Origin of the sequence: Methylocella silvestris BL2 (genome assembly GCF_000021745.1) — a bacterium.
Lineage (GTDB): Bacteria > Pseudomonadota > Alphaproteobacteria > Rhizobiales > Beijerinckiaceae > Methylocapsa > Methylocapsa silvestris.
In genome coordinates this window covers 1,153,551-1,177,812 of the sequence record NC_011666.1, presented here as the reverse complement: position 1 = coordinate 1,177,812, position 24,262 = coordinate 1,153,551, and the positions used below count along the sequence as shown (strand labels likewise).

The window sequence follows — 24,262 nt, the reverse complement described above, 5'->3', positions numbered from 1 at the left end:
GCGGGATCAGGAGGCGCTGAAGCGGTTCGCGACATCGCGCGCGAGCTTGCCGCCTTCGCTCAGAAAGCGGCTGATGACGATCTGCGCATTGGGCGAGCAGGCTTGATAGGATTGCTCATAATCATGGAAGCTGCGGTTGAACGCCCCGGCGAGCCGCTCCTTGCGGTCCTCGCTCCGGGCTTCAGCCTCGAGAAAATCCTGCATCTTCTTGCGCCAATCGTCCTTGGCGCCGCAGAGATCGTCGAGATAGGCGAGCGCGCCGAGAATTTCGGCGAGCCGCAGGACCTGCGGCTCATAGGGCGGCGGCGGCGCTTCGGGCGTCGCCGTTGCGGGGGCGGCCGGATCGGCTTTGGCGTTCGCGGCTTTGCCAGCCTCAGTCGGGGCGGGCGCGCCCTTCGCGGTTTCGGTCTTGGGCGCGGCGGCGGGCTTGGCCTCTCGCTTCGGTTTCGGCGCGGGTCTTGTGTGCTTTGGCGCCTTGGCCGGCGCGGGAGCGGGCGCAGGCGCGGGCGGCGCGAACCAAGGCATTGGAAAGGGGAGGCCGTTTTGCTGGGCCTCTTGCGCGCCCGCCGACGGCGAGGCGGCCGGAAGCAGCGCAAGCGCCGCCGCAAGGACAAGCGCCGCAGCCAAAGAAGGCGCCGTCCCGATTTGCGGTCTCCTGCTGCTAAGCGTCATGTCCCGGCCGGCTCGCGATGGCATGCCGAAACTCTAGCCATGTTTGCGCGGCTTTGAAAAGGCGCGCGCGTCAGCGCGGCGCCACGCCGGGAAGATATTTGGCGGCGGCGCCCTCGACGACCTCCGCCGTCAGCGGCGTGCAGGCGAGGCGGGCGAGAGCGCCGGGCGCCGCCCAAAGAATCCGGCCGGCTTCCGGGCCCGGCGTTCCCTCGCCGGAAATCCATTCGCCGATGAAGGAGGCGATGACGAAATGGCGCCTGATCTTGCCGCTTTCGTCACGCTCGATCGATTCGACATGGCGGTTGAAGCCGACGATGCGCGCTTCGACCTGAACCTCCTCGGCGAGTTCGCGCAGGGCCGCCGTTTCAAGCGTTTCGCCGGCCTCGACCAGCCCGCCCGGCAGCGAAAAATCGCCCGCGAAGGGCGGCCGCGTGCGGGTGGCCAGCAGCACCTCGCCGGCGCGAAATACTGCGATGCTGACGGCGAGAAAGGGATAGGCCGGATAGAGCCGGACCGCCTCTGGCGTGGGTTCACCCATGGACTTGCCGCTCACGGGTAGAGCCGCTCCTTGCGCCAGGGCGCGTCGATTGAATCGCGGCGGAAGACGATTCGGTCATGCAGCCGGAAGGCGCCGTCCGACCAGAACTCAATCTGCACCGGCGCGATCCGGTAGCCGGTCCAATAGGGCGGCCGCGGGATTTCGCCGACGGCATATCTCAGCGCATATTTGGCGACGGCTTTTTCAAGCGCGAAGCGGCTTTCGAGCGGCCGCGACTGCTGGCTCGCCCAGGCGCCGATCCGGCTTTCGCGGGCTCTTGAGGCGAAATAGGCGTCGGCTTCGGCGCCTGAGACCTGCGTCGCCGCGCCACGAAAGCGCACCTGTCGGCGCAGCGATTTCCAATGCATGACGGCGGCGGCCTTGGGATTTGCCGCAAGCTCGCGCCCCTTCGCGCTTTCCGCGTTGCTGTAGAATACAAATCCCGCCGGGCTCGCCTCCTTGAGCAGCACCATGCGGACGTCCGGAAGCCCATCGGCGTCGACGCTCGCCAGCGCCATCGCCTCCGGATCGTTCAACTCGGCCTTGCGCGCCTCGGCAAACCAGGCGTCGAACAAATCGAACGGCTCAAGCGCGTCGGTAAGGTCATCCCCCGTTAACTTGTTCAAGGCTAAATCTCCCCAGGGCATGATGCCGAAAAGTTGTAGACTCTTCGGACCGACATCATGCTCCAAACTCTCGGAATCGATCACGATTCATGATTTTGGATTGAGTCATTCCAAAATCGTCGCGATCGACGGCAACACTTTTTGCGAGCGGTTGAAGTTGTGACAGGACGGCTCGTGCGCCATTACCATCAATTATGGTCCCTCTCCAGGATTCGTCGCTCCGGCCTGCTCTTGCCCGGCTCCCTTGCGCCTGAGGGGCCGGCGGGGAGCGCCTTTCGCCTGCTGCCGCTCATGCTGGTCGGCGCCTGCCTTTCCGGCTGCGCCGTCTCGCTGCCGATCGCGACGCTGACGAGCTCCAAGGACGACGTCACCGGCTCGATCGAAAGCTCGCCGCTCGAGCGGCTGCTCGACGCCGAGGATTGGCGCCGGGCCAAGGCGGCGCTTTCAACGGCGCTCGACCCGCAGGGAAATGGCGCGGAGGTCGGCTGGGACAACCCCGAATCGGGCGCGAAGGGCTCTTTTGCGCCGCTCGGCAAAGCCTATCCGTCCGACGCCAAAATCTGCCGCGCCTTTCGCACCGACGTGCAGCGCAAAGGCGCGACGAACGCAATGGACGGCGTCGCCTGCGCCGACAAGAACGGCGACTGGGGGATCCTGGAGATCCGTCCGGCGAAGAAGGCTTGAGCCTGCCGCGCCGGCTTCCCTCCGGTTTAACGCTGGCCGCAACACTTCGAGACCGCAAGCGCGGCAATAAAGGCGCAAGCCTTGCGCGGCGCCAAGACATTCCCCATTTTCGGAACGAGACATGGGCGCCAGCGCCGGGGTCTGGGCGAGCGTTTGGAGTGGGCTCAATCGATGCGTGATCCTTATACTGTTCTTGGCGTCGCAAAGGGCGCGACTGCGGCCGAGATCAAGGCGGCTTTCCGCAAGCTCGCCAAAAAATTCCATCCCGATCAAAGCAAAGAGGTCAAGGCGAAGGAGAAATTCGCCGAGATCAGTACGGCCTATGAAATCCTCGGCGACGAAAAAAAGCGCGCCGCCTTCGATCGCGGCGAGATCGACGCCGAAGGCAAGCCGCGTCATCCGGGCTTTGAGGGCTTTGGCGCCGGCGCCGGCGGGTTTGGCGGCGGGCGCCGCGCCAACGCGGGCGCAGGCGCGGGCTTTGAAGGGTTCGAGTTCAATTTCGGCGGCGGCCGCGCCGGCGCTGGAGCGGGACCCGACCCAAGCGATATTTTCAGCGAATTATTCGGCGCCGGAGCGGCGCGTCGAGGCGGCCGCGGAGCCGGCGCGCCGCCGCCGCGCGGCGAGGATGTTGCGGCAAGCGTCAGCGTCAGCCTGAGCGACGCCGTGCATGGCGGCGCCGCCCGCGTGACCCTGCCGAGCGGGCGCACGCTCGAAGTCACCATTCCGGCGGGAATCGAGGACGGCAAGCAGATCCGCCTGAAGCGTCAGGGCGCCCCGAGCCTTGGCGGCGGCGAGCCGGGCGACGCGCTCGTCACGGTCAAAATCGCCAAACACCCTTTCCTCCGTGTCGAGGGTCGCGATCTCAGGCTCGATCTGCCGGTGACGCTTTATGAGGCGGTTCTCGGCGCCAAGATCAATGCGCCGACTCTTGACGGCGCGGTGGAGCTCGCCGTGCCGCCCGGCTCCAATGGCGGCCGCACCCTGCGGCTGCGCGGCAAGGGACTGCCCAATTCTCAGGGCGCGGCGGGCGATCTGTTGATAACCTTGCGCGTCGTGCTGCCGGACGAGACCGATCAGGAGCTTGTCGCGCTGATGCGCAAATGGGAAAGCCAGAAGCCGTATAATCCGCGCAGCGACCTTGGCTAGGATTCCCGGCCGCCGCGCTCTTGCGGCGGGCTCGCCGGCCATGCGATGAAAAACGCGCCGCCTGGCGACAGGGCGGTTCGCGCGAGACTGCAGGGGCGCCATGCGGCGGCTGATCCTCGAAGAGCCATTTTCGCGATCGGCGCTGCTCAGCCGGCGGCTTGCCGCTTTTGCCGTGGCCGTCGCGATGATCGGCGTCGCCGCGGCGCGGGCCGGGATCGATCCCCCGGCGGCGCTCGCCGTTCTCGGCGGCTCGATCGGCCTTGCGGCGGCGGCCGTGGTTTGCGCGCTGCTGGCCTTTGTCATTATCTGGCGCACCGGCCGTCAGGGGGCGGGGCAGGCGACCGCCGGGCTCCTGCTGGCGCTGCTTCTGGTCGCCTATCCGGCCTATCTCATCGTCAAGATGGCGCATCTGCCGCGATTGACCGACCTTTCGACCGATCTTGCCGATCCGCCGATATTCTCGACCTCGCGCGCCGCCCTCGCCGCTCGGGGCGGCGCGGCGCCGCAAAGCCTGCCGGCGGCGAAGCGCCGCGCGCAGGCGGCGGCCTTTCCGAAGATTCTGCCGATCCTGCTCGATCTCGAAGGCAATGAAGCCTATGGCGCCGTTCTCAAGGCGGTGGCGGCCAGCGGCTGGAAGATCGTCGAGCAGACGCCGCCCGGCGGCCGTATGGGGATTGGGCACATCGACGCCATCGCCCGCAGCATGATCTTGGGCTTTCCGTCCGACATCACGATCCGGGTGCGCCCCCTGACCGACCAGACGCGCGTCGACATCCGCTCGGCCTCGCGCTTCGGCCCGTTCGACTTCGGCGTTAACCAGCGCAATATCGCAGTGTTCGAAGCCTCGCTCGAGGCGCAGGTCGACAAGAAATAGGGCGCCTCACGCCAGCCTGAACCGGCTCGACAGCGTCGTGGTCGCGCTCTCGAAAGCGACGAGCCCGCGGTCGGAAAGGTCCTGAAGATGCGCCAGCGTCGACAGGCCGGCCGCGAAGCGCAGTTTTTCCGGCAGATTTTCATAGACATTGGCGACAATCGCCTCGACCGTGGCGTCGCCCTTTTCCAGCCGGGACAGGATCGCCTGCTCGCGCTGGCGGCGATGATGCGCGAGCGCGCGGACGAAGCGTTGCGGCTCGCTCACCGGGCCGCCATGGCCCGGCCAATAGATCCTATCGTCGCGCTGGCGCAGCCTATCGAGCGAATTCATGTAATCGCGCATTGAGCCGTCGGGGGGAATGACGACGGTGGTCGACCAGGCCATGACATGGTCGCCGGAAAATAGCGCCTGCTCCTGCGGTAGAGCGAAGGCCAGATGATTTGAGGTGTGGCCCGGCGTCTCGACGCAGACGAGCGAAAAGCCGTCGCCTTCAAAACGATCGCCGTCGCGCAGGATGCGATCTGGCGCATAGAGAAGATCATGCGAGCCGCTTCCCGCTGTTTCCGCATAGGGCGCGCAGCCAAGGATCGGCGCCCCGGTCGCGGCCTGCAGCAGACGCGCGCCCGGCGAATGATCCTTGTGTGTATGAGTGACGAGGATCGCCGCGATTTTTTCGCCCCGCAGGGCGTCGGCGAGCGCGGCCAGATGGCTTTCGCTTGCGGGACCGGGATCGATTATCGCCACCTCGCCCGCGCCGACGATGTAGGCGCAGGTGCCGGTAAAGGTCATCGGGCCGGGATTGTCGGCGACGATGCGGCGCACAAGGGGCGACAGAATTTCGAGCGTCCCGGCCGTCGCGTCGAAAGCGCGGTTGAACGCAAGCGCTTCGCTCGCGGCAGGTTCGGCTTCGCTCATGAATCTCCCTAAATGGAAAGGCGCCTCGCGGCGCCTTCTCAAGCGGGCCCGATGGCTCGGCTTTATTTCGCCTCCGGCCCGGACGGCGGAATCACCGGCGTCGAATTGGGCTCCGGAACAGGCGCGGGCTTGACGATGCCGGGATCAACTCCGGGCTTAGGTTTGATGACGCCGCCGCTTTCGTCAAGCTTGTCGCTGAGGCTGTCGCTGCGGCCGGAATTTATTGGCTCGCCCTGCTTCTCCGGGATGACTTGCGAGGTTCCGGGCGCGCCGGGGGCCGTTTGAGCCAAGGCGTAGGGCGCCGACAGCGTGGTCAACGCTGCTAGAACAAGCGCGGCTTTTCTCAACATGGCGAAGTTTCCTCATCGGACATTTCTTCGCCAACGCCCCGCTGCAGCGCTTCGTTCCGGGATGCTACCCGGCGTCGGTAATCTGGTCGGCGAGCTTTTTCTCTTCGCGGCGCATCAGGATCGCGGCGACGACCACGCCCGCGACGACGAAGAGAAGCGCCAGAACGCCAAGCGGGCCGCTGACCCGGTGCATGGCGTCGCCGAAGAAGAAGGCGCCGGCGCCCATGAGGATCGCCCAAAGCACGCCGCCGGTCGCGTTGAAGAACAGGAATTTGCCCCAGCTATATTTGTTGACGCCGGCGAGCAGCGCCGCGAGGACCCGCAAGAAGGCGACGAAGCGGCCGAAAAACACGATCTTGCCGCCGTGCTTTTCAAACAGATGCTGGCCAAGTCTTAGGCGCGATTCAGGCAGATGGATAAATTTGCCGTAGCGCACCAAAAGCTTCGCGCCGAAAGTGCGGCCGACCCAAAAGCCGATATTGTCGCCGATGATCGCGCCCGCCGCCGCCGCGATGACGACCCAGACGATATCGAGATTTCCGGTCGCCCCGGCATATCCCGCCGCCAGCAGCAGCACCGTTTCGCCGGGCAAAGGCACGCCGGCGCTCTCAAGCATGACAATAAAAAAAACGGCCCAATAGCCATGTTGGGCGATCAGCGGCTGTATTTGTTCAATGAACACGAAGGCTCCTGATGCACGGCGTCGCGCGGCCGATCTTAAAAGGATCGGGTTTGAATGGGGCCGGGCAACGCTGTTTCCGCCTCCGCAATCAAACGGGCTTCATTCTTTTTATAGAAGCGCCAGCAGAAAGTAAAAACACCCGCCGCCGCGACGAGGCCAATAAGGCCGATCGGACCGGCGATGCGATGGGCCTCGGCCCCGAACACGAAGCCGATTACGCCGAACAGGCTCGCCCAGGCCAGCGCGCCGGCGGCGTTGAACATAAAGAAGCGCGACGGGCTGAAGCGGTTCGCGCCGGCGAGAAAAGCGGCGAAGGCGCGCAGCACGGCGACGAAACGGCCGAAGAAAACAATTTTGCCGCCATGTTTTTCGAAAAGATATTGCCCGAGCTTGAGCCGGCCTTCATCGAGATGAATGAGCGGCCCGTAGCGCGCCAGCAGCGGAAAGCCAAAACGGCGCCCGGCCCAGAAGCCGAGATTGTCGCCAAAGATTGCGCCAGCGGCCGCGGCTGCGATCACGCCCGCAATATGCAGTTCGCCGCCGCCCGCATGAAGGCCCGACAGGATTGCGCCGGTGACAAGGAGCGTCTCGCCCGGAAAAGGGATGCCCGCGCTCTCGATAGCGACGCCGCAGAAGACCGCGACATAGCCGTAGCGCGCCAGCAGCTCTGGAATTTGGTCGAAGGTCATTGTGATCCTGCGGCGACGTCGTCGAAAGGAACGCGTCTAAACCTCGATCACAAGACGTGAGGGAGCAAATTTTTGTCAAGCGCGCCGCGGCCCGTCGGGGGCACGGCTTCGCCGCTTCAGCTTCTGGCGTGGGCCGCGGCCCCGGCGGCGTCTGCCTTGAGAAAGAAGGTGCCGCGCAGGAAGCGGACAGGCACGCGCTCGCCGGGCTGGAAGGTGACAGAGGCCGGCGTATCGACCTCGATGCTGGATTGCTCATAGGGGAGGGCGATTTCCGCCCGCCGCGTGGGGCCGCTGCGCCGCACCGACAGAACCTCGGCCTGAAGCGCGCCGGGGCCTTCCTCGCCGATCAGAATATCCTGTGGCCGGACGAACAGCTGGCCCTCGCCATCGCTCGAGGTTGCGAGACGGTTCGCCTTCGGCAGTTCGAGGCGGTGATCGCCAAGAAAGACCTGACCCTCGCGCAGATGCGCGCTGATGGCGGTCGACTCGCCGATAAATCCATTCACGAAGGGCGTCGCCGGATGATCGTAAATTTCGTCCGGCGTGCCAATCTGCTCGATATGGCCGCCGTTCAGAACGGCGACGCGATCGGCAAGCTCAAGAGCTTCGTCCTGATCATGAGTCACGAAGATGGTCGTATGGCCGGTGCGCGCATGGAACTCGCGCAGCCAGCTGCGCAGCTCCCGCCGCACCTTGGCGTCGAGCGCGCCGAAGGGTTCGTCGAGCAAAAGCACGCGCGGCTCGACCGCAAGCGCACGGGCGAGCGCGACCCGCTGGCGCTGACCGCCCGAGAGCTGCGACGGGCGGCGTTTTTCGAGGCCCTTCAGCTGGACGAGATCGAGCAGTTCAAGCGCGCGACGGCGGATCTCGGCTTTGGGCGGCCGCTGCGCGCGGTCGCGAACGTCAAGTCCGAAGCCGATATTGTCCTCGACGGTCAGATGTTTGAACAGCGCATAATTCTGAAAGACGAAGCCGACGCGGCGCTCCTGAACGCTCTTTTCCGAGGCGTCTTCGTCGCCGAAGAAAACCTTGCCGGAGTCGGGGAGGTCGAGGCCGGCGATGATCCGCAAAAGCGTCGTCTTGCCGCCGCCGGAGGGACCGAGCAGAGCGACAAGCTCGCCGCTGCCGACGTTGAGGCTCACCCCTTCAAGCGCTGAACGGCGGGCGCCGGGGAAGCTTTTGACGATGTCTTGAGCGCGTATCTGCATCGAATCTGCTTTCGTAATCTTGGATCGTCGCCGCGTGCGGCCCGAAGAAGCGTCGTGATCAGTGGCCGCGCGCCTTGCCGGGCAAGGCGTCGTTGAAGCGCGTTTCAAGCACGGTCTTGAGGACGAGGGTGATCAGCGCCAGCAGGGCCAGCAGCGAAGCGACGGCGAAGGCGGCCGCGATATTGTATTCATTGTAGAGAATCTCGACATGCAGCGGCATGGTGTTGGTCTTGCCGCGAATATGGCCGGAGACCACCGATACGGCGCCGAATTCGCCCATCGCGCGGGCGTTGCAGAGCAGCACGCCATAGAGCAGCGCCCATTTGATGTTGGGCAAGGTCACCCGCATGAAGGTCGAAAAGCCGCTCGCCCCGAGCGACAGCGCCGTCTCCTCATCGCCGGTGCCCTGATCCTCCATGAGGGCGATCAGTTCGCGCGCGACGAAGGGGAAGGTCACGAAGATGGTCGCCAGCACAATGCCCGGAACGGCGAAGATGATTTCAAGATCATGCGCAATGAGCCAGGGGCCGAGCAGGCCATGCGCGCCAAATAGCAGTACGAACATCAGCCCGGCGACGACGGGCGAGACGGAAAAGGGCAGATCGATCAGCGTGATGAGGAAGCTCTTGCCGGGGAAACGGAATTTGGCGATGGCCCAGGCCGCGGCGAGGCCGAACATGATATTCGCGGGCACCGCGATCGCGGCGACCGTCAGTGTGAGGCCGATCGCCGAGCGGGCGTCGGGCGAGACGAGCGCTCCCCAATAGGCAGCGATGCCATTGCTGAAAGCCTCCGTGAAGACGATGGCGAGCGGCAGGATGAGAAATAGGGCGAGGAAGACGACGGTCACGCCGATCAGCAAGGCCTTCAGAAGATCGCTTTCGCCCGTGACGGGGCTGCGCGAGCGCCGCACCGCTTTTTTTTCGGGACCGCTCAAGACGGTGTCTACGGCCGCCGTCCAGCCCGTCGCCGCCTCAGACATTCCCGAATCTCCTGCGGCTCCAGGCCTGGATCAGATTGATCGCCAAAAGGATGAAAAAGGAGATCGCGAGCATCCAGATTGCGATCGCGGTCGCTCCCTCGTAGTTGAATTCTTCGAGCTTCACGACGATCAGCAGCGGCGCAATCTCCGATATGAAAGGCAGATTGCCGGCGATGAAGATCACCGATCCGTATTCGCCGACGCCGCGGGCGAAGGCGAGGGCGAAGCCGGTGAGGAGCGCCGGCGTCAAGGCCGGCAGAATGACCCGCGACAGCGTCTGAAGCCGCGTCGCGCCGAGTGAGGCCGAGGCTTCCTCGACGTCCTGTTCGAGATCGACGATGACTGGCTGGACCGTGCGCACGATGAATGGCAGCCCGATGAAGATCAGCGCAATGACAATGCCAAGCGGCGTAAAGGCGATTTTCCAGCCGAGCGGAGCGATGAGGGCGCCGATCCAGCCATTCGGCGCATAGATCGCCGCGAGCGCGATGCCGGCGACGGCGGTCGGCAGCGCGAAAGGCAGGTCCACCGCCGCGTCGAGCAGGCGGCGGCCGGGAAACTCATAGCGGGTCAGCACCCAGGCGACGATGACGCCGAATACGACATTGATTGCAGCGGCGGCGAGGGCCAGCGTAAAACTGGTTTTCAAGGCGGCGAAGACGCGCGGCTGAACGCCGATGCTCCAGAGGCCGGAAAGTCCGAGCCCGCTCGCTTTCAAGACGAGCGCCGCCAGCGGAAGAAGCACGATAATGCTGAGGTAGACCAGCGTGTAGCCAAGAGACAAACCGAACCCCGGCAGGATCGAACTTCGCTTCAGGGACAGGGCGCTCAGGGACACGGTTAGCCTTTCGATGCGGGGCGTGACGCGCCCAATCTATTGAACTTTATCTACAGAGATTGTGGACTGTACGCTAGCCGAGATTTTCGGCTGCGGCAACCCCTATTAAACTAAATTAAAATGTATAATAATGTATTTATCGCATTTCTTGCGGATTTATCCTATATTTGCAAACTGGAGCTGTGATAGCTTGAGTCGCGGCCTCGTCCCGGGCGGTCATTTTAAGCCTCGGGCGTCGGATTGAAGGGATTGGAGGGCATTGATGGCGACGGAGTTAAGCGAGGCGCTGGTTTCACGACTTGGCGATGAGGCGGCGATCGCCGGCATCGCCGATCGATTTTGGGCGCTCAACCCGCAGCGTCTGTTGCGCATTGCAATCGAGGATCTGTTTCCGGGCAAGCTCGCGCTTGTTTCCAGTTTCGGCGCGGATTCAGCGGTGCTGCTGCATATGATCGCTGAGATCGATCGGTCGCTTCCGGTCCTTTTTCTCGACACCGGCGTCCTGTTTCCGGAAACATTGGCCTATCGAGACAAATTGATCGAGCGCCTGGGCCTCACCCACGTCGTCACTCTGGTCCCGGACGAGGCGACGCTCGAGAGCGAGGATCCCGAGACTTTTCTGTGGTCGAGCCATCCCGATCGCTGCTGCGAAATCCGCAAGGTCATTCCGCTGGCGCGGGCGCTCGACGGGTTCGACGCCTGGATCAGCGGCCGCAAGCGCTTCCAGGCATCAACGCGCGCGGCGCTGCCGCTTTTCGAGACGGAAGACAATCGCACCAAGATCAATCCGCTCGCGAACTGGTCGCCGACGCAGATCCTGAATTATCTGCGCGCCCATGATTTGCCGCGTCATGAGCTTGTCGCCAAGGGTTACCCCTCGATTGGCTGCATTCCCTGCACCTCGAAGGTAAGGCCCGGCGAGGATCCCCGCGCCGGACGCTGGCGCGGCCGCGCCAAGGTCGAATGCGGGCTTCACACGCAGTCTTTGCCGCGGGTGGCGGAGTTTGGCGCGGAGGCCGCCTCATTTCAGTCGCCGCTTAACCGGGCGCAATAGACGACGGCTTGAAGAGACCTGCCGCATCGCAGCAGAGCGGAACGGCAAGGCGGATCCCGGACGTCTAATCAAGAAAAGGTGAAATAAAAGAGCGCAGGGCGCGGTGCAGCTCTCCGTTCTTCGACGAAAAGAAGCGTGGGCGGCTTCATGTCGTCTGCATGAAGCTTCTGCTTCTTTCACGAAAAAGGAGCGCTTGAAGCGCTCCCTGTCATTTCAAGATCGAAGTTTTTGGCCCTCGACAGTTGGCGGCGGCGCTCAATCTGCCTGCGAACGGGACGCTCTTACGCGTCCGCGCTCTGCGGCGTCGCGGCGTGTTCGACGACGGGCTTCAAAATATGTTCAAGAGCGATCAGGATCGGCTGATCCGTCCCTTTCATCAGACGCCGCAGGTTTTGTTTTTCCTCGCCCCCGCAGGTGCGGCCGAACTGGACGACTGTGCGCGCGGCAAACGCGCCCATGGACATGCCATAGACGCTCGCGGTCGCCTTCACCTTGCCGGCGAAATCCGTACCGATCGAGGCGACAGCCGCATGAGCGACCTTCTCGTGGGAGCAGGAATGCACGACTTCAGCGATTAAGCACATGACACCCTCGCTTCGCTACTCGCCTTCTGGCCCATGCTAGCAGGGGAAACAGCATGGATGGAGGCTTGGTGGAGACGTTATGGCGGCTTAGGCGGCGCCGCCGGGACGTCTACATGACGTAAGTTAATACTATTCATATTAGGGCGTCAATGTGAATAATTTATGTTGCTTTGCAGCACAACTATACGGATTTTTGATCAGTCGATCCACACTTCAACAAAAGCTGATTAAGGCTCAGTTTAAATTGAACGTGGAACAATTATAAGCTTCGAGTTGGTCGAGACTGAACGACTTTACTTTAAAGTAATTACGACCGTTCCGTGAAATCCGGCAAAGTTCCGTCTCGTTGTAGGGATGCGCAGATCGCATCAAGCTTAGCCTTGGTTGCAATAACGCCTAGGCGAACGCGCGCCGCCGCGCAAAGTTCCACGAGAAATAAAATTTTTTGACAATCTTCAGGGCGTCGGCGCGGCGGAAGACGCCGGCGTCGCGGAACCCGGCGTCGCCGTCGCAAGCGGGACCACCGCACTGATCGGCGCCTCGGGGCGGGCCGGAGCGGCGGCGGGCGCGCCAGGCGCTGCAGCGGCCGGCGGCGGCAAGGGCGTGGCGTGAATGCGGTCGTCGATGGGGTTTTCGCCGAGAACCGCCTGAACATTGGAGTCTTGCGGCCGCGGCGCGGCGATCTGCGCGCCGATGGTGCGCAGCGCGTCGGGCGCGTCCGCATAGGCGCCGTGGCCGATGAATATATCAGCCTCCCGGCTCAGATCATAAACCCTGACGCCGAGCGTCTCGAGCGCCGATCGGTCGGCCGGGTTCTTCGGATCGAGCGCGCCGAGGCGCGGCCGATCACTGGTCAGCGTGCGCGAGAGCGACAAGGCGCGATCATTGGCTGCAACGAGCACGAAGATGTGCGACGCGTCGAGGCGGCTGATCTGCTGGCGGAAAACATTCAGATCGATGTCGGGAGCGGCCAGCATGATATCGCCCAGCTTGTCGTTCAGCCGCGCGCCGCCCGCGATAAAATCCTGGCGCAGCGCCTCCATGGTCAGCCAGGCCCCCATCGAATGGGCGAGGATGTGCACGCGCCCGACGTCGGGCGCATCCGTCAGCTGCCGGATCAGCTTCGCCAGCGCGTCCCGCGAGATCGTCGCATTCTCTTTCGCCGCGCCATAGTCGAGCAGATTATTCGTCGACGGCCAGGTGAACAGGACGGCGACGCCGCCAAAGCGGCCGTCCGCGACGATCTGCGCGAGCCGGAACCGCGACTCGTCATAGCTCGTGTTGAAGCCGTGCACATAAAGGAGAACGTCGCGGTTGGAGCCGATGCGCCCCGACAGATGCGTGGCGAGCGCGGCCGTAAAACCATCCTCGTCGAGCGCGCGGCGCGTCTGAAGCGCAAAATGACGCGCGGGATCGGGACTGCCGATGGAAGGGCGCTCCAATTGTCCGATCTGGTGATTGAGCGGCGCGCCGATCATCTGCAGCGAATAGCGCTCGTTTCCATCATTGCTGAGTTCGCTGGCGGGACCGCTTTCGCCCTTGCGCGTCGAGACGACAAACACCGAGGTCGGGCGCGGCCCGGCGCCCGCGCCGTCGAGATCCGTCATTCCGCCGCCGCAGCCCGCAAGCGCCAGCAGGCCGGCGATCAGCAGCGCCGGCCGGGCAAGGACGGAAATGGTTCGCGCCGCGCGCGTAAGCCGCATGTCTTCGCCTCGAAATTCGTCGCGCGCATCGATCACGATGGTTTTGGACCGGTCCAAAACCATGAAACGGGATCGACGCCAAATTTTAAAAGCATGATGTCGGCCCGAGAAGTCTGCAACTTTTCGGCATCACGCGTTAGCGCATCGGCCCCTTTCAACGCTGCGACGCTTACTGGAAGCTTAAAGGGCTGCGTCTTCTGAATGGCCCCCGATCGTGTCGGCAATGCGACGCGCGCTCGGCGAAGGCCGTTGGCGTATTGCGTCGGCGCGCTCCGTCAGCCTTGTCCGTGCGCCCAAAATCGCGCAAACCCGTCTGCACGGGCGCCGCGCCGCTTCGGGATCCAACCCCGCGAACATTCATGCGTATTCTTGTCACGGGCTTTGGCGGCTTTCCCGGCGCCCCGCGCAATCCGACCGAACGGATCATCGCCAATCTGGCCCGCCATCGGCCGCGTCTGGCGCGGGCCGGCCTCGAGCTTGATCTCAGCGTGCTCCCGGTCGTCTATGCCGAGATAGAGCCGCGCCTCGAGGCTTTGACGCGGGAGGCGGCGCCCGACGCAATTCTGCATTTTGGCCTCGCCAGCCGGCGAAGCAAGCTCTGCGTCGAGACGCGAGCCTTTAACCGCATCAGCCTCTTGCGGCCGGACGCCGCGGGAGCCTTTGCGCAAAGACGCCTTCTTCTCGCCGGCGGGAGTCAGACCGGCGTCGACGGCGTTCAGGTCCCAAGCGACGAAGGCCGGCGCGTCCCAAGCGGGGAGGGGCAAGCGCTGGCCGGTGGGAGCCAACCGCTCACAGGCAGGGATCAAATGGACCCGATCCGCGCCGGCAGGCCGCAATCTCCGAGGGGCGCCGCCCAAAGCTTAAAATCGAGCGCGCCCGCCGGCCTGATTGCCGCCAGACTTCGCCGCGGCGGGTTTCACGCCGCCGTTTCGATCGACGCCGGCGATTATGTCTGCAATCAAACCCTGTTTTTATCGTTGAGCTGCCATCCGAACGCGCTGGTCGGCTTTATCCATGTGCCGCCGCTCGCCTCGCTCCGGCCGCAGTCCTCGCTCGCCGCGCCGCGTCGGCTGCGTCGGGTCGACGAGGCAGACAGGCCAGGCAACACTCTGATCCGTGGCGGGGGGCGCCTCACTCTTGACGAGGCGGTGCGCGCCGCCGTCCTCGCCATTCTTGCGCTGATCCCGAAACTTCAATCGCGACGATTATCCCGCCGCTGAGCCCGCCGAATGAAGCGGAGACAGCGCCGGCGCCGGCGACTTGGCGAAGCGTAAACCGTGAAGCTCGCGGGAAGCTTGCCCTTTGCGAGAGTTCGCCGGAATCCGCCTTGACTCTTTTGTCTCAAGCGGGAATCTATTAGAACAAATAGCGAACATTCTGACCGTTGACTGGAGCAAGCCTTTGCTGCTGGAGCCCATGCCGCATGGCCCTGTGAAGCCGCCGACGCCGCTTGCCCATCGATCGGACCGGCTGGATTTTCTGCGCCAAAAAATCGGCTGCATCGAAAATAGCGCGCTTCCCGCAAGAAAAATCCGGTTTGGGGACAATTGCCGTCTCGACCGGGCGCTGCATGGGCTTGGCCGCGGCGTCCTGCACGAGATCGCCCCGGCTTCCGCCGGCGACGGCCCGGCCGCTTCAGGCTTCGCGCTCGCCCTTTGCGCCCGCTTCAAAGCGGAGGCCGCCCCCGGCCGCTCCGCCATCATATGGATCGTCGAGGATTTCGCCGGCCGCGAAGGGGGCGCCCCCTATGGCCCGGGGCTCGCCCTTTACGGCCTCGACCCCGCTTGCTTCATTCTGGTGCGCACGGCCAGCGCAAGGGACAGTCTCTGGACGATGGAGGAAGCCTTGAAATGCCGCGCCGCTGCGGCGGTGGTCGGCGAAATCTGGACGCTCGAAAAACTCTATGGCCTTCCCGTCTCGCGTCGTCTTGCTCTTGCGGCGCAGGCCGGCGGCGCCGGCGCCCTGCTGCTCGCCGCCGGCATGGCGGGCGGAGCCGGTCGGCTGTCGTCCTGCGCTCATACCCGCTTTGAGATTTCCGCCGCGCGCTCAGGCGGCGCGCCGCGCGGATCTCCATTGTCGGGGCTGCCGCTTCCAGCCCGGCAAGAACTGCCGCAGCCAGGCCTCGCCGCATGGTCGATCCGCATCCTCAAGGCGCGCGCGATAGGTCCCGCCAATGGCGCCGATCCTATCGCCATTCTCTGGGATCATGACGAGGGTTGTTTTCGCGATGCGTTTCCTCTCCGTTTTTCTGCCGACGCTTCCGACCGACCGGATCATCCGGCGCATGCGCGCGCAGGATCGCGGGGGATCAGCCGAGAAATCAAGGAAGGGATCAACTTCAGGCAAAGCGCCTGAGCCGCCGCGGGCGACGCTCGCCAAAATCAATGGCGCGCAAAAACTCGCCGCGATCGACGCGGAAGGGCGCCGTCTCGGCCTCAGGTCCGGCATGAATCTGGCCGATGCGCGCGCCATGCATCCGGCGCTGATCTGCGCCGAGGCGGATCCCGAAGGAGAGGCGCAGACGCTCGCCCATATCGTCGATTGGTGTCGTCGTTTCACCCCCCTGGCGGCTCTCGACGCGCCGGACGGGGTGATGCTCGACGTCAGCGGCGCGGCGCATCTTTTCGGCGGCGAGGCGAGTCTCCTGGCCGAAATCGAAGAAAGTCTTCGCCGCCAGGGCTTTTGCGCGCAAGGAGGGCTGGCTTCGACGCCTGAGGCGGCTTTCGCCCTGGCGCGCTATGGCGCGGCGGATTTTGCGGCGCGCATTTTGCCGCCGGCGCTCGATGCGGTGGAACTGGAGCGCCGCCTCGGAGGGTTGCCGCTCGCCGCCCTTCGGCTGGAGCCGGAAACGCTCAGCGCATTGGCGGAAGCGGGCTTGCGCCGGATCCGCGATGTGACGATGCGGCCGCGCGCGCCGATCGCCGCCCGCTGCGGCCTTGCTCTTTATGCGCGTCTCGACGGTTTGCTGGGTCGCGTTAAAACGCCAATATCGCCGCGCTTCGAAGCGCCCGCCTTCATGACTGAGCGGCGATTCCTCGACGGCCTTTGCCGGCGCGAGGACGTCGAGGCCTCGATCGCCGGGTTGGCGCAAGATCTTTGCGCGCTGCTCACGCGCCATGGCGAGGGCGCGCGGCGGCTCGAGGCGAGCCTCTTTCGCGTCGACGGCGAGGTCATGCATTTTACGGTTGGAACGATGCGGCCGCTGCGCGATCCGGCTCTCATCGCGCGGCTTTTTCACGAACGTTTTGAGGCCTTGAGTCTCGCCCAGGACGGCGAGGCCTTCGACGCCGGCTTCGGTTTTGACGTGATCCGCCTTGCGGCGCTTGCGCTCGAACGCAAGGATCCCGAGCAGACAGGCTGGAGCGGCCAAGATCGCGCTGAAGATCGCGCGCAAGATCATGTGGAAGATCTCGCCGAACTCATCGACAGGCTCGGCGCGCGATTGGGCTTGCGGCGGGTGACGCGGCTTGCCTTCAATGGGACGCATGCGCCGGAATTCGCCGTGATCGCGGTTCCCGCCGCGCGCTATGACTATCATCATGTGAAGTCGGAATGGCCGCGTTTTGCGGCGTCGCCAGCTGGCGGCCAGGCGCATGAAGAGGCGAAGGGAGCAAGCCCTATGCCCGCCCGCCCCATCCGGCTGCTCGAGCGTCCGGAGCCGATCGAGGCCGTCGCCGCCGTGCCCGACGGACCGCCTTTGAGATTTCGCTGGCGGCGCGTGCTGCATGAGGTCGCGGCCTTCGAGGGCCCAGAGCGCATCGCGCCCGAATGGTGGCGGGGAACGACCGCGCTCACCCGCGATTATTTCCGCGCCGAGGATTGCGAGGGACGTCGATTCTGGCTGTTCCGCGAGGGCCTCTTCGACAGGGAGACGACCCGCCCGCGCTGGTTCATGCACGGGTTTTTTGCATGAGCCCGCGCTACGCCGAACTGGCGGCGACGACGAATTTCTCCTTTCTGCGCGGCGCCTCGCATCCCGAAGAACTCGTCGCCGCGGCGATGGCTCTCGGACTTGCCGGCCTGGGGATCGCCGACCGCAATTCGCTTGCCGGCGTCGTCCGCGCCCATCGTTTTTTGAAAGCCAATAAGAGCCCGTCCTTTCATCTCGCTATCGGCGCGCGGCTCGTTTTCTGCGACGGCGCGCCAGACATACTGAGCTACCCGCGCGACCGCGCCGCCTATGGACGCCTGACGCGGCTTTTGACTCGCGCCAACGCCCGCGCGCAAAAAGGCGTCTCCCTTCTGCGTTCAAGCGACCTCATCGAAGCGGCGCAGGGACAACAGCTTATCCTCATGCCGGAAACAACATGGGAAAAGGGCGACGAAACCAGGCGATCCAGGAAAATCCACGCCGAATTGCATGATAATAATCATTATAAAAATCCTGTCGATCTTTTGGACGACGCCCATGCGCTGGCTTTTGGCCAGGAAATGCCTCTCATCGAACAGTTGCGCGAGGCCTCGAACGGGCGCCTGTGGCTTGCCGCCAAAATGACCTATGGCGTTTCAATGCGGCGCGATCTTGCAAGCCGCATCGCGCTTTCAAGAAAAACGAACACACCCCTCATCGCTGTCAATGACGTCATCATGCATACGCCCGAGCGGCGCCCGCTGCAGGATGTGCTGAGCGCCATCCGCGCGGGACAAACGCTCGATCGCTTGGGGCTCGCCCTTGAAGCCAATGCCGAACGTCATATGAAAAGCGCGGCGGAGATGGCGCGGCTTTTTGCCGGCGCGCCTCAGGCGATGGAAGAGACGCTGCGCTTTCTCGACGGGCTGGACTTCAGCCTTGATGAATTGCGCGGCGACTATCCCGAGGAATTGCGCGAAGGATTTGAAACGCCGCAAGCCGCGCTCGCTTTTTTTGCGCGCGAAGGGGCGAAGTTCCGCTTTCCGGACGGCGTTCCTCCCTCGGTCGAGACGGCGATCGCGCATGAATTGAAGCTGGTCGAACAGCTTGATTACGCGCCCTATTTCCTGACCGTACACGATATTGTGCGCTTCGCCCGCACAGAGAAGATTCTATGCCAGGGCCGCGGCTCGGCGGCGAATTCGACGCTTTGCTATTGTCTTGGCGTGACCGAGGTCAATCCCGCCTTTCACAATCTCCTGTTCGAGCGTTTTATCTCGCCTGACCGCAATGAGCCGCCCGACATCGACGTCGATTTCGAGCATGAGCGGCGCGAACAGGTCATGCAATATATCTATGCGCGTTACGGCCGCGCCCGCGCCGCTTTGACGGCGAGCGTCATCACCTATCGCGCCCGCTCGGCGATCCGCGAAGTGGGCAAGGCGTTTGGCCTCTCGGACGACGTCGTCTCGGCCCTGTCCGCGACGATCTGGGGCGGGTCGTCGTCGAGCGTCGAAGCCGGGGAGGCCCAAAAGGCCGGCTTCGATCCGACCGAGGCGCGGCTGGCGCAGACGTTAAAGCTCGCCGAGGAGTTGATCGGTTTTCCGCGCCATCTGTCGCAGCATACGGGCGGCTTCGTCATCACGCGTTCGCGGCTCGACGAGGTGGTTCCGATCATGAACGCCGCGATGGAGGATCGCACCACCATCGAATGGGACAAGGACGATCTCGACGCGCTCGGCATTTTGAAGATCGACGTGCTGGCGCTCGGCATGCTGACCTGCCTGCGCAAGGGGTTTGACCTCATCAGGGAGCATTATGGCGAAGAGCTGACCATCGCGACCCTGCCGCCGGAACAGGGCGCCGTCTATGAGATGATCTCGCGCGCCGACACGATCGGCGTTTTCCAGATCGAGAGCCGGGCGCAGATGTCGATGCTGCCGCGGCTGCGGCCGAGAGAATTCTACGATCTCGTCATTGAGGTCGCGATCGTGCGGCCAGGCCCGATTCAGGGCGACATGGTGCATCCCTATCTGCGGCGGCGACAGGGATTGGAGCCTGTCTCCTATCCCTCGAAGCAGCTCGAAGAGGTGCTGGGCAAGACCCTTGGCGTGCCCCTGTTCCAGGAACAGGCGATGAAGATCGCCATCGTCGCCGCCGGCTTCACGCCCTCCGAGGCCGATCAATTGCGCCGGGCCATGGCGACGTTCAAACATGTCGGCACAATCGGCGCCTTCCGCGCCAAGATGATCGAAGGGATGGTCGCCCGGGACTATTCACGCGACTTCGCCGAGCGCTGCTTCAAGCAGATCGAAGGTTTCGGCTCTTATGGTTTTCCGGAAAGCCACGCCGCTTCCTTCGCGCTGCTTGTTTACGCTTCGGCCTGGATGAAATGCCGCTATCCCGACGCTTTCGCCTGCGCGCTTCTCAACGCTCAGCCGATGGGATTTTATGCGCCCGCGCAAATCCTGCGCGACGCGCGCGAACATGGCGTTGGAGTCGAAGAGGTCGACGTCAATTTTTCTCATTGGGATTCGACGCTGACGCCGGCGGCTGAACGTCGGCCGCCGCATCCCCGCCACGCCTCGATGCAGGGCGAGATTTTCGCGACTTGCGGGATCAGCCTGGGATTTCGTCAGATCAAAGGCTTTGCCGAACATGATGCAACCCAGCTCGTCGCCATGCGGGACAGGGGCTATGATTCCATTCGCGATCTCTGGCTGCGCGCGGGCCTGTCTCTTGCCGTCATGGAGTTGCTTGCCGGGGCCGACGCCTTCCGCTCGCTAGGGCTCGACCGGCGCGAGGCGCTCTGGGCCGTGCGCGGCCTGAACCGCGCGGGCGACAAGGATGATCTGCCCTTGCTCAAGGACCTTAGCTGGCGCGCGACCGAAGCCGAGGCAAAGCTCCCGCCGATGCTACTTGGCGAACATGTCGTCGAGGATTATCGCCGTCTCTCCCTCTCGTTGAAGGCGCATCCGGTCTCTTTTCTGCGCGAGAGGCTGACGCAAAAAAGGATCCTGCGCGCGGATGATTTGAAGAACCAGCCTGCGGGCTCCCGCATCACCGTGGCGGGTCTCGTTCTCGTGCGCCAGCGTCCGGGCACGGCGAGCGGCGTCATTTTCCTGACGATCGAGGATGAAACGGGAATCGCCAACGCCATTGTCTGGCCGAAAATTTTTGAGCGGCTGCGCCGGATCGTCATCGGCGCCCGCTTCCTCGCCGTGACCGGCCGCTTGCAGAAAGAATCCGACGTCATCCATGTGGTGATGGAGCGCGCGGAGGATCTCAGCCCGCTGCTGGCTCTCTTGTCGGATCATGGCGGCGCGGTTTCGTCCTTGGCCCGGGCGGATGAAGTCAGGCGGCCAAATCTTCGCGATTCCCGCGCCCCGCGCGAACCGGTCGCGCCCGCGCGGTCCAAGCCTGTAGAAACGCCGTCGCCCGCGCCGCCGCAAGAGGATTGGCGCCGCGTCCTGCCGAAGGGACGAAATTTCCATTAAGCCAAGATGAGCTTAGGCCGCATCGGTGCAACCCACGAAACATGATCGATTCAAAGTATTTGGAGCATGGCGGCGGTCGGAAAATCTTGCCGCTTTCAGCACCGCCCTAGATCAAATTTATAGAATTCTTTTAAAATCGATATGTTAAGTCATGTTCCGAAAAAGCTTGCCAGATTTTCCGGAACATTTTGGCGCAAGTCAGGAACAAAGGAATTCCGGGGGCCGCTTCGATTTTGAAATCTCTGCGCTTGTCTCAATCCTTGGTAACCGCGCCTTCAAGCCACAGCCTGACGAGTTACGGCCGCCTAGCGGCCTCTTCCCTGCGCTTTATGCACTTTTTTCATATTCTTCTTTTTGTGATAGGCGGTCTTCGTCACAATGGAGCTGTCGCCGCCGCTCGTGATCGTCGTGACGCTGGAGCTCGGAATGGGCGCCGCCTCCGCCGCGGCTAATCCGCCGAGGAAAAAAGCCGCCGTCAATACGGGTATGATTTTCTTCATGAAAGCAATCCTTCCCTGCACCGGAGTCTTTTTCTGCTCCGGCTGGGCCGAATTCTTTTCGCAAACGGACAAAAAGGAAATCAAATTTTCGCAGCGCGCCGATTTTTCCTTCGCCGCTAGACGCTGCGTCTCTGAACCATGCCCGCAGTCCCGATATGCCCCGCCCGTATTTCATCGCGGGCGAGGCGCGGCCAAACTCGGGGCAATCTGGAGCCGCCGAATCTGGCCCGTTTCGCGTTGACCGAATAATCTACCCAGCCGAAATCGGGCAGACGCGGGATCGGGAAATTCAGCGACAGCTTTCCCGCCCCGCATCCCGCTCAACACTCAGCGGTCGATCACTTCCCTGATTTTCGACGGATACAATTCGCAATCACCGCGATTTAAAGCCAGCGCCGGCCGCCGCTTGGCCCTTCAACCGGCGTCGACCGCCCCTTGATCATGCGCCACACAAATAAGACCAGGACGGCGCCGACGGTCGCGCCGATCAGTCCCGCCCCTTGATCCAACCGGTACCAGCCGATCGTCTGGCCAAGCCAGGTTGCGACGAAGGCGCCGGCGATTCCGAGCAAAACGGTCATGATGAAGCCGGAGGGATTATACGGTCCGGGCGACAAAAAACGGGCGATCAGGCCCGCGATGAATCCGATCAGGATGATATAAATAATTGACATGCCGCCCTCGCAATTCGCCTCAGCGCACTACCGCGCTTCGACTTCTGAATCCGGCGCGCTTCTCTTCGCCGGATCAGACCGCCAGCCGGGACGCGCGCAACACTGAGCCAAACTCCAAACCTCTGCTTAGGTTGCGGGCAATTTCATCTTTCAAGCCGGGCGATCAGGCTCGACGTATCCCATCGCGATCCGCCCATGGCCTGAACCTCGGCGTAGAACTGATCGATCAGCGCGGCCGTCGGGAGCCTTGCGCCATTGCGGCGCGCTTCCGCGAGGCAAATCGCGAGATCCTTGCGCATCCAGTCGACCGCAAAGCCGAAGTCGAACTTGCCCTCGGTCATCGTCTTGGAGCGGTTCTCCATCTGCCAGGATTGCGCGGCGCCCTTCGAGATGACCTCGACCACCGCCTGCGGATCGAGCCCCGCGCATTTTGCAAAATGCAATCCTTCCGCCAACGCCTCGACGAGGCCTGCGATGCAGATCTGATTGACCATTTTGGTGAGCTGGCCGGACCCCGCCGGACCCATCAGGCGGACAGCCTTGGCATAGGCTGCAACAATCGGCTCGACGCGGGCGTAATGTTCCCGATCGCCGCCGCACATGATCGACAGCGCGCCATTCTCGGCCCCTGCCTGGCCGCCCGAGACGGGCGCGTCGACAAATCCTTGCCCATTCGCCGCCGCGGCCGCATTCAATTCGCGCGCCACCTCGGCCGACGCCGTCGTGTGGTCGACGAAAATCGCGCCTTGGGCGAGCCCCGCGAAAGCGCCGTCCTCGCCAAAAGCCACGCTGCGCAGGTCGGCGTCATTGCCGACGCAGGCCATCACGAACTCCTGGCCTTGCGCCGCTGCCCTTGGGGTCGGCGCGGAGGCGCCGCCATATTTTTCGACCCAGGCTTGGGCCTTGGCGGCTGACCGATTGTAGACAGTGACCGTGTGGCCCTTCAGGGCAAGATGCCCGGCCATGGGAAACCCCATCACGCCGAGACCAAGGAAAGCGATCTTCGCCATTGCCGCCTGACTTTGCTGGGCCGGCGATCGCCGGCGGGTTTTCGAAATGCCTGTTTCGGGGAAGGGCCGCCGCCTCGCGCCGAACAGCCGTCGCACAGGCGCGCCGACCGAACTTAGCGCTTTCGCCCCCGCCGGCTCAAGCGACGCGAACGCCGCAGGCGCGCCGGCCTGCCGCGACGAAGGTCAATTGATCTTGTAGTCGAAATATTTCGACTGGAGCTTTGCGAAGGAGCCGTCCGCCATTGTCTCGTCAATCGCTTTGTCGAACATCGCTTTCAGCGCGACATCCTCCTTGCGCAGACCGACGCCGACGCCGTTTCCGAAATAGGCCGCCTCATGCGGGGCGTCCGCGACGATCTTGCAGCACTGCCCCTCCTTGCGCGATTTCAGGAAATCGGAAATGGCGTCCTTGTCGCCGATGACGAGGTCGAGGCGCCCTTCCGCGAGGTCGAGAATGGCTTCCTCAAGGGTGGCATAAGGTCGGATCTCCGACTGCTTGTAGAGATCGTCGAGATAATTCTGATGCGCGCCGCCGGATTCGACGCCGATGCTGCGGCCCTTGAGGCCGGCCGGCGTCGTATCCTTGATGTCGCTTTGCATCGAGGCGATGAAAGCCGACGGCATGCGGATATAGGGTTTCGAGAAGGCGATCTTTTCTTTCGCTTCGTCGGTGATCTCCATCGCCGCCATGATCGCGTCATATTGCCGATTGAGCAGACCCGGCGTGAGGCCGTCCCAGTCCTGCGTCACGAAGCGGCACTGGAGCTTCATCCGCGCGCAGAGAAGGCGGCCGAGATCGATCTCGAAGCCGGCGAGCTCATTGTTGGAGTCGAGATAATTATAGGGCGGCCGCGCGCCTTCGCTGGCGATGACGAGCTCTTTAGGCGGAAGTTGTGGCGGCGCTTGCGCCCGCAGCGGCGGGGCCAGGACGACGGCAAGCGCGATCGCCGCAAGACAGCGGACGAGAGCGGCGAGACCAGGAGCGGCCGGGGAGGGGCGGCGGTCGCTTGCAGACAGGGCGTCTCTCCGGAGAAATCGATGGGCCGCCCCATGCGGCGCATTGTTCAAGCGAGTTTGGAGCGCGCCGATATATGAGGCAGGAAGACTGCGGCTGTCCAGCGCCAGTCTGGAATTCTTCTACTTCGTCGAGGCGCCCGATTGAACGGACCGGAGCATTCGCCTATAG

Annotated in this window: 24 protein-coding genes; 8 read left to right on the top strand and 16 right to left on the bottom strand. The window is 63.7% G+C overall.

All coding sequences use genetic code 11. The annotated features are described in order from the left end of the window. Positions 1-6: 6 nt before the first annotated feature. The 3 genes from MSIL_RS05615 to pdxH all read right to left on the bottom strand — a co-directional run bounded on the left by MSIL_RS05615 (position 7) and on the right by pdxH (position 1,836). Positions 7-627 (bottom strand): TIGR02301 family protein, encoded by a 621-nt coding sequence (locus MSIL_RS05615; RefSeq protein WP_049768102.1) that lies wholly within the window; start codon positions 625-627, stop codon positions 7-9. A 115-nt stretch (positions 628-742) separates the two neighbouring features. Then, entirely contained in the window at positions 743-1,225 is a 483-nt protein-coding gene (locus MSIL_RS05610) for an NUDIX hydrolase (RefSeq protein WP_244406221.1), read from the bottom strand. Beyond that, positions 1,222-1,836 (bottom strand): pyridoxamine 5'-phosphate oxidase, encoded by a 615-nt coding sequence (gene pdxH / locus MSIL_RS05605; RefSeq protein WP_012590127.1) that lies wholly within the window; start codon positions 1,834-1,836, stop codon positions 1,222-1,224. The genes MSIL_RS05610 and pdxH overlap by 4 nt, the downstream gene beginning before the upstream one ends. Before the next feature lie 174 nt (positions 1,837-2,010). Between pdxH and MSIL_RS05600 the strand changes: the two genes are divergently transcribed. The 3 genes from MSIL_RS05600 to MSIL_RS05590 all read left to right on the top strand — a co-directional run bounded on the left by MSIL_RS05600 (position 2,011) and on the right by MSIL_RS05590 (position 4,540). Then, the gene (locus tag MSIL_RS05600; RefSeq protein WP_012590126.1) at positions 2,011-2,520 is read left to right on the top strand and encodes an RT0821/Lpp0805 family surface protein; all 510 of its coding nucleotides are present in this window, start codon (positions 2,011-2,013) and stop codon (positions 2,518-2,520) included. A 171-nt stretch (positions 2,521-2,691) separates the two neighbouring features. Beyond that, positions 2,692-3,666 (top strand): DnaJ C-terminal domain-containing protein, encoded by a 975-nt coding sequence (locus tag MSIL_RS05595; RefSeq protein ID WP_012590125.1) that lies wholly within the window; start codon positions 2,692-2,694, stop codon positions 3,664-3,666. 100 nt (positions 3,667-3,766) lie between these two features. Further along, positions 3,767-4,540, top strand: coding sequence for a DUF1499 domain-containing protein (locus MSIL_RS05590; protein ID WP_012590124.1), 774 nt, complete (start codon positions 3,767-3,769; stop codon positions 4,538-4,540). Between the two features lie 6 nt (positions 4,541-4,546). Here MSIL_RS05590 and MSIL_RS05585 read toward each other — a convergent pair whose 3' ends face one another. The 7 genes from MSIL_RS05585 to cysT all read right to left on the bottom strand — a co-directional run bounded on the left by MSIL_RS05585 (position 4,547) and on the right by cysT (position 10,204). Beyond that, a complete protein-coding gene (locus MSIL_RS05585; protein WP_012590123.1) occupies positions 4,547-5,455 on the bottom strand; it encodes an MBL fold metallo-hydrolase in 909 nt (302 codons plus the stop codon). A 62-nt stretch (positions 5,456-5,517) separates the two neighbouring features. Continuing rightward, positions 5,518-5,805: an invasion associated locus B family protein gene (locus tag MSIL_RS05580; RefSeq protein ID WP_012590122.1), complete on the bottom strand. Its 288-nt coding sequence runs from the start codon at positions 5,803-5,805 to the stop codon at positions 5,518-5,520. 64 nt (positions 5,806-5,869) lie between these two features. Next, the gene (locus tag MSIL_RS05575) at positions 5,870-6,487 is read right to left on the bottom strand and encodes a DedA family protein (protein ID WP_012590121.1); all 618 of its coding nucleotides are present in this window, start codon (positions 6,485-6,487) and stop codon (positions 5,870-5,872) included. A 35-nt stretch (positions 6,488-6,522) separates the two neighbouring features. Continuing rightward, the gene (locus MSIL_RS05570; RefSeq protein WP_012590120.1) at positions 6,523-7,176 is read right to left on the bottom strand and encodes a DedA family protein; all 654 of its coding nucleotides are present in this window, start codon (positions 7,174-7,176) and stop codon (positions 6,523-6,525) included. Between the two features lie 116 nt (positions 7,177-7,292). Continuing rightward, entirely contained in the window at positions 7,293-8,384 is a 1,092-nt protein-coding gene (locus MSIL_RS05565; protein WP_012590119.1) for a sulfate/molybdate ABC transporter ATP-binding protein, read from the bottom strand. 58 nt (positions 8,385-8,442) lie between these two features. Beyond that, on the bottom strand, positions 8,443-9,366 hold the full coding sequence (cysW, locus tag MSIL_RS05560; protein WP_083772174.1) for a sulfate ABC transporter permease subunit CysW: 924 nt from the start codon (positions 9,364-9,366) through the stop codon (positions 8,443-8,445). After that, positions 9,359-10,204: a sulfate ABC transporter permease subunit CysT gene (gene cysT / locus MSIL_RS05555; RefSeq protein WP_012590117.1), complete on the bottom strand. Its 846-nt coding sequence runs from the start codon at positions 10,202-10,204 to the stop codon at positions 9,359-9,361. The genes cysW and cysT overlap by 8 nt, the downstream gene beginning before the upstream one ends. Before the next feature lie 262 nt (positions 10,205-10,466). Here cysT and MSIL_RS05550 point away from each other — a divergent pair, with 262 nt between their 5' ends. Further along, a complete protein-coding gene (locus MSIL_RS05550; protein WP_012590116.1) occupies positions 10,467-11,258 on the top strand; it encodes a phosphoadenylyl-sulfate reductase in 792 nt (263 codons plus the stop codon). Between the two features lie 281 nt (positions 11,259-11,539). Here MSIL_RS05550 and MSIL_RS05545 read toward each other — a convergent pair whose 3' ends face one another. After that, the gene (locus MSIL_RS05545; RefSeq protein ID WP_012590115.1) at positions 11,540-11,842 is read right to left on the bottom strand and encodes a hypothetical protein; all 303 of its coding nucleotides are present in this window, start codon (positions 11,840-11,842) and stop codon (positions 11,540-11,542) included. 455 nt (positions 11,843-12,297) lie between these two features. After that, positions 12,298-13,608, bottom strand: a complete 1,311-nt coding sequence (locus MSIL_RS05540; RefSeq protein WP_244406220.1) for an alpha/beta hydrolase — start codon at positions 13,606-13,608, stop codon at positions 12,298-12,300. A gap of 296 nt (positions 13,609-13,904) precedes the next feature. On the opposite strand from MSIL_RS05540, the gene MSIL_RS05535 reads away from it, so the two are divergent. From MSIL_RS05535 to MSIL_RS05520, 4 genes are all read left to right on the top strand, one after another. Continuing rightward, on the top strand, positions 13,905-14,765 hold the full coding sequence (locus tag MSIL_RS05535; RefSeq protein WP_012590113.1) for a pyroglutamyl-peptidase I: 861 nt from the start codon (positions 13,905-13,907) through the stop codon (positions 14,763-14,765). Between the two features lie 181 nt (positions 14,766-14,946). Next, a complete protein-coding gene (locus MSIL_RS21870) occupies positions 14,947-15,900 on the top strand; it encodes an ImuA family protein (protein ID WP_012590112.1) in 954 nt (317 codons plus the stop codon). Next, positions 15,830-17,458 carry a Y-family DNA polymerase gene (locus tag MSIL_RS05525; RefSeq protein ID WP_244406267.1) on the top strand — a complete coding sequence of 543 codons (1,629 nt, stop codon included), beginning with the start codon at positions 15,830-15,832 and terminating at the stop codon, positions 17,456-17,458. The genes MSIL_RS21870 and MSIL_RS05525 overlap by 71 nt, the downstream gene beginning before the upstream one ends. After that, the gene (locus MSIL_RS05520; RefSeq protein WP_012590110.1) at positions 17,455-20,892 is read left to right on the top strand and encodes an error-prone DNA polymerase; all 3,438 of its coding nucleotides are present in this window, start codon (positions 17,455-17,457) and stop codon (positions 20,890-20,892) included. The genes MSIL_RS05525 and MSIL_RS05520 overlap by 4 nt, the downstream gene beginning before the upstream one ends. Before the next feature lie 305 nt (positions 20,893-21,197). Here MSIL_RS05520 and MSIL_RS21205 read toward each other — a convergent pair whose 3' ends face one another. The 4 genes from MSIL_RS21205 to MSIL_RS05500 form a co-directional block, all read right to left on the bottom strand. Beyond that, on the bottom strand, positions 21,198-21,392 hold the full coding sequence (locus MSIL_RS21205) for a hypothetical protein (protein ID WP_012590109.1): 195 nt from the start codon (positions 21,390-21,392) through the stop codon (positions 21,198-21,200). 383 nt (positions 21,393-21,775) lie between these two features. Beyond that, on the bottom strand, positions 21,776-22,066 hold the full coding sequence (locus MSIL_RS05510; protein WP_012590108.1) for a GlsB/YeaQ/YmgE family stress response membrane protein: 291 nt from the start codon (positions 22,064-22,066) through the stop codon (positions 21,776-21,778). A gap of 143 nt (positions 22,067-22,209) precedes the next feature. After that, positions 22,210-23,076, bottom strand: a complete 867-nt coding sequence (locus MSIL_RS05505) for an NAD(P)-dependent oxidoreductase (RefSeq protein WP_012590107.1) — start codon at positions 23,074-23,076, stop codon at positions 22,210-22,212. A gap of 183 nt (positions 23,077-23,259) precedes the next feature. Further along, positions 23,260-24,144 carry a transporter substrate-binding domain-containing protein gene (locus tag MSIL_RS05500; RefSeq protein WP_012590106.1) on the bottom strand — a complete coding sequence of 295 codons (885 nt, stop codon included), beginning with the start codon at positions 24,142-24,144 and terminating at the stop codon, positions 23,260-23,262. Positions 24,145-24,262: the final 118 nt, after the last annotated feature.

Coding starts and splice junctions, on each gene's coding strand:
- MSIL_RS21205 (WP_012590109.1), bottom strand. CDS start 21,392: ATGAAGAAAATCATACCCGTATTGACGGCGGCTTTTTTCCTCGGCGGA.
- MSIL_RS05565 (WP_012590119.1), bottom strand. CDS start 8,384: ATGCAGATACGCGCTCAAGACATCGTCAAAAGCTTCCCCGGCGCCCGC.
- MSIL_RS05520 (WP_012590110.1), top strand. CDS start 17,455: ATGAGCCCGCGCTACGCCGAACTGGCGGCGACGACGAATTTCTCCTTT.
- MSIL_RS05550 (WP_012590116.1), top strand. CDS start 10,467: ATGGCGACGGAGTTAAGCGAGGCGCTGGTTTCACGACTTGGCGATGAG.
- MSIL_RS05535 (WP_012590113.1), top strand. CDS start 13,905: ATGCGTATTCTTGTCACGGGCTTTGGCGGCTTTCCCGGCGCCCCGCGC.
- MSIL_RS05540 (WP_244406220.1), bottom strand. CDS start 13,608: ATGGTTTTGGACCGGTCCAAAACCATCGTGATCGATGCGCGCGACGAA.
- MSIL_RS05545 (WP_012590115.1), bottom strand. CDS start 11,842: ATGTGCTTAATCGCTGAAGTCGTGCATTCCTGCTCCCACGAGAAGGTC.
- MSIL_RS05585 (WP_012590123.1), bottom strand. CDS start 5,455: ATGAGCGAAGCCGAACCTGCCGCGAGCGAAGCGCTTGCGTTCAACCGC.
- MSIL_RS05580 (WP_012590122.1), bottom strand. CDS start 5,805: ATGTTGAGAAAAGCCGCGCTTGTTCTAGCAGCGTTGACCACGCTGTCG.
- MSIL_RS05570 (WP_012590120.1), bottom strand. CDS start 7,176: ATGACCTTCGACCAAATTCCAGAGCTGCTGGCGCGCTACGGCTATGTC.
- MSIL_RS05590 (WP_012590124.1), top strand. CDS start 3,767: ATGCGGCGGCTGATCCTCGAAGAGCCATTTTCGCGATCGGCGCTGCTC.
- MSIL_RS05505 (WP_012590107.1), bottom strand. CDS start 23,076: ATGGCGAAGATCGCTTTCCTTGGTCTCGGCGTGATGGGGTTTCCCATG.
- MSIL_RS05595 (WP_012590125.1), top strand. CDS start 2,692: ATGCGTGATCCTTATACTGTTCTTGGCGTCGCAAAGGGCGCGACTGCG.
- MSIL_RS05525 (WP_244406267.1), top strand. CDS start 15,830: ATGCGCGCGCAGGATCGCGGGGGATCAGCCGAGAAATCAAGGAAGGGA.
- cysW (WP_083772174.1), bottom strand. CDS start 9,366: ATGTCTGAGGCGGCGACGGGCTGGACGGCGGCCGTAGACACCGTCTTG.
- MSIL_RS05510 (WP_012590108.1), bottom strand. CDS start 22,066: ATGTCAATTATTTATATCATCCTGATCGGATTCATCGCGGGCCTGATC.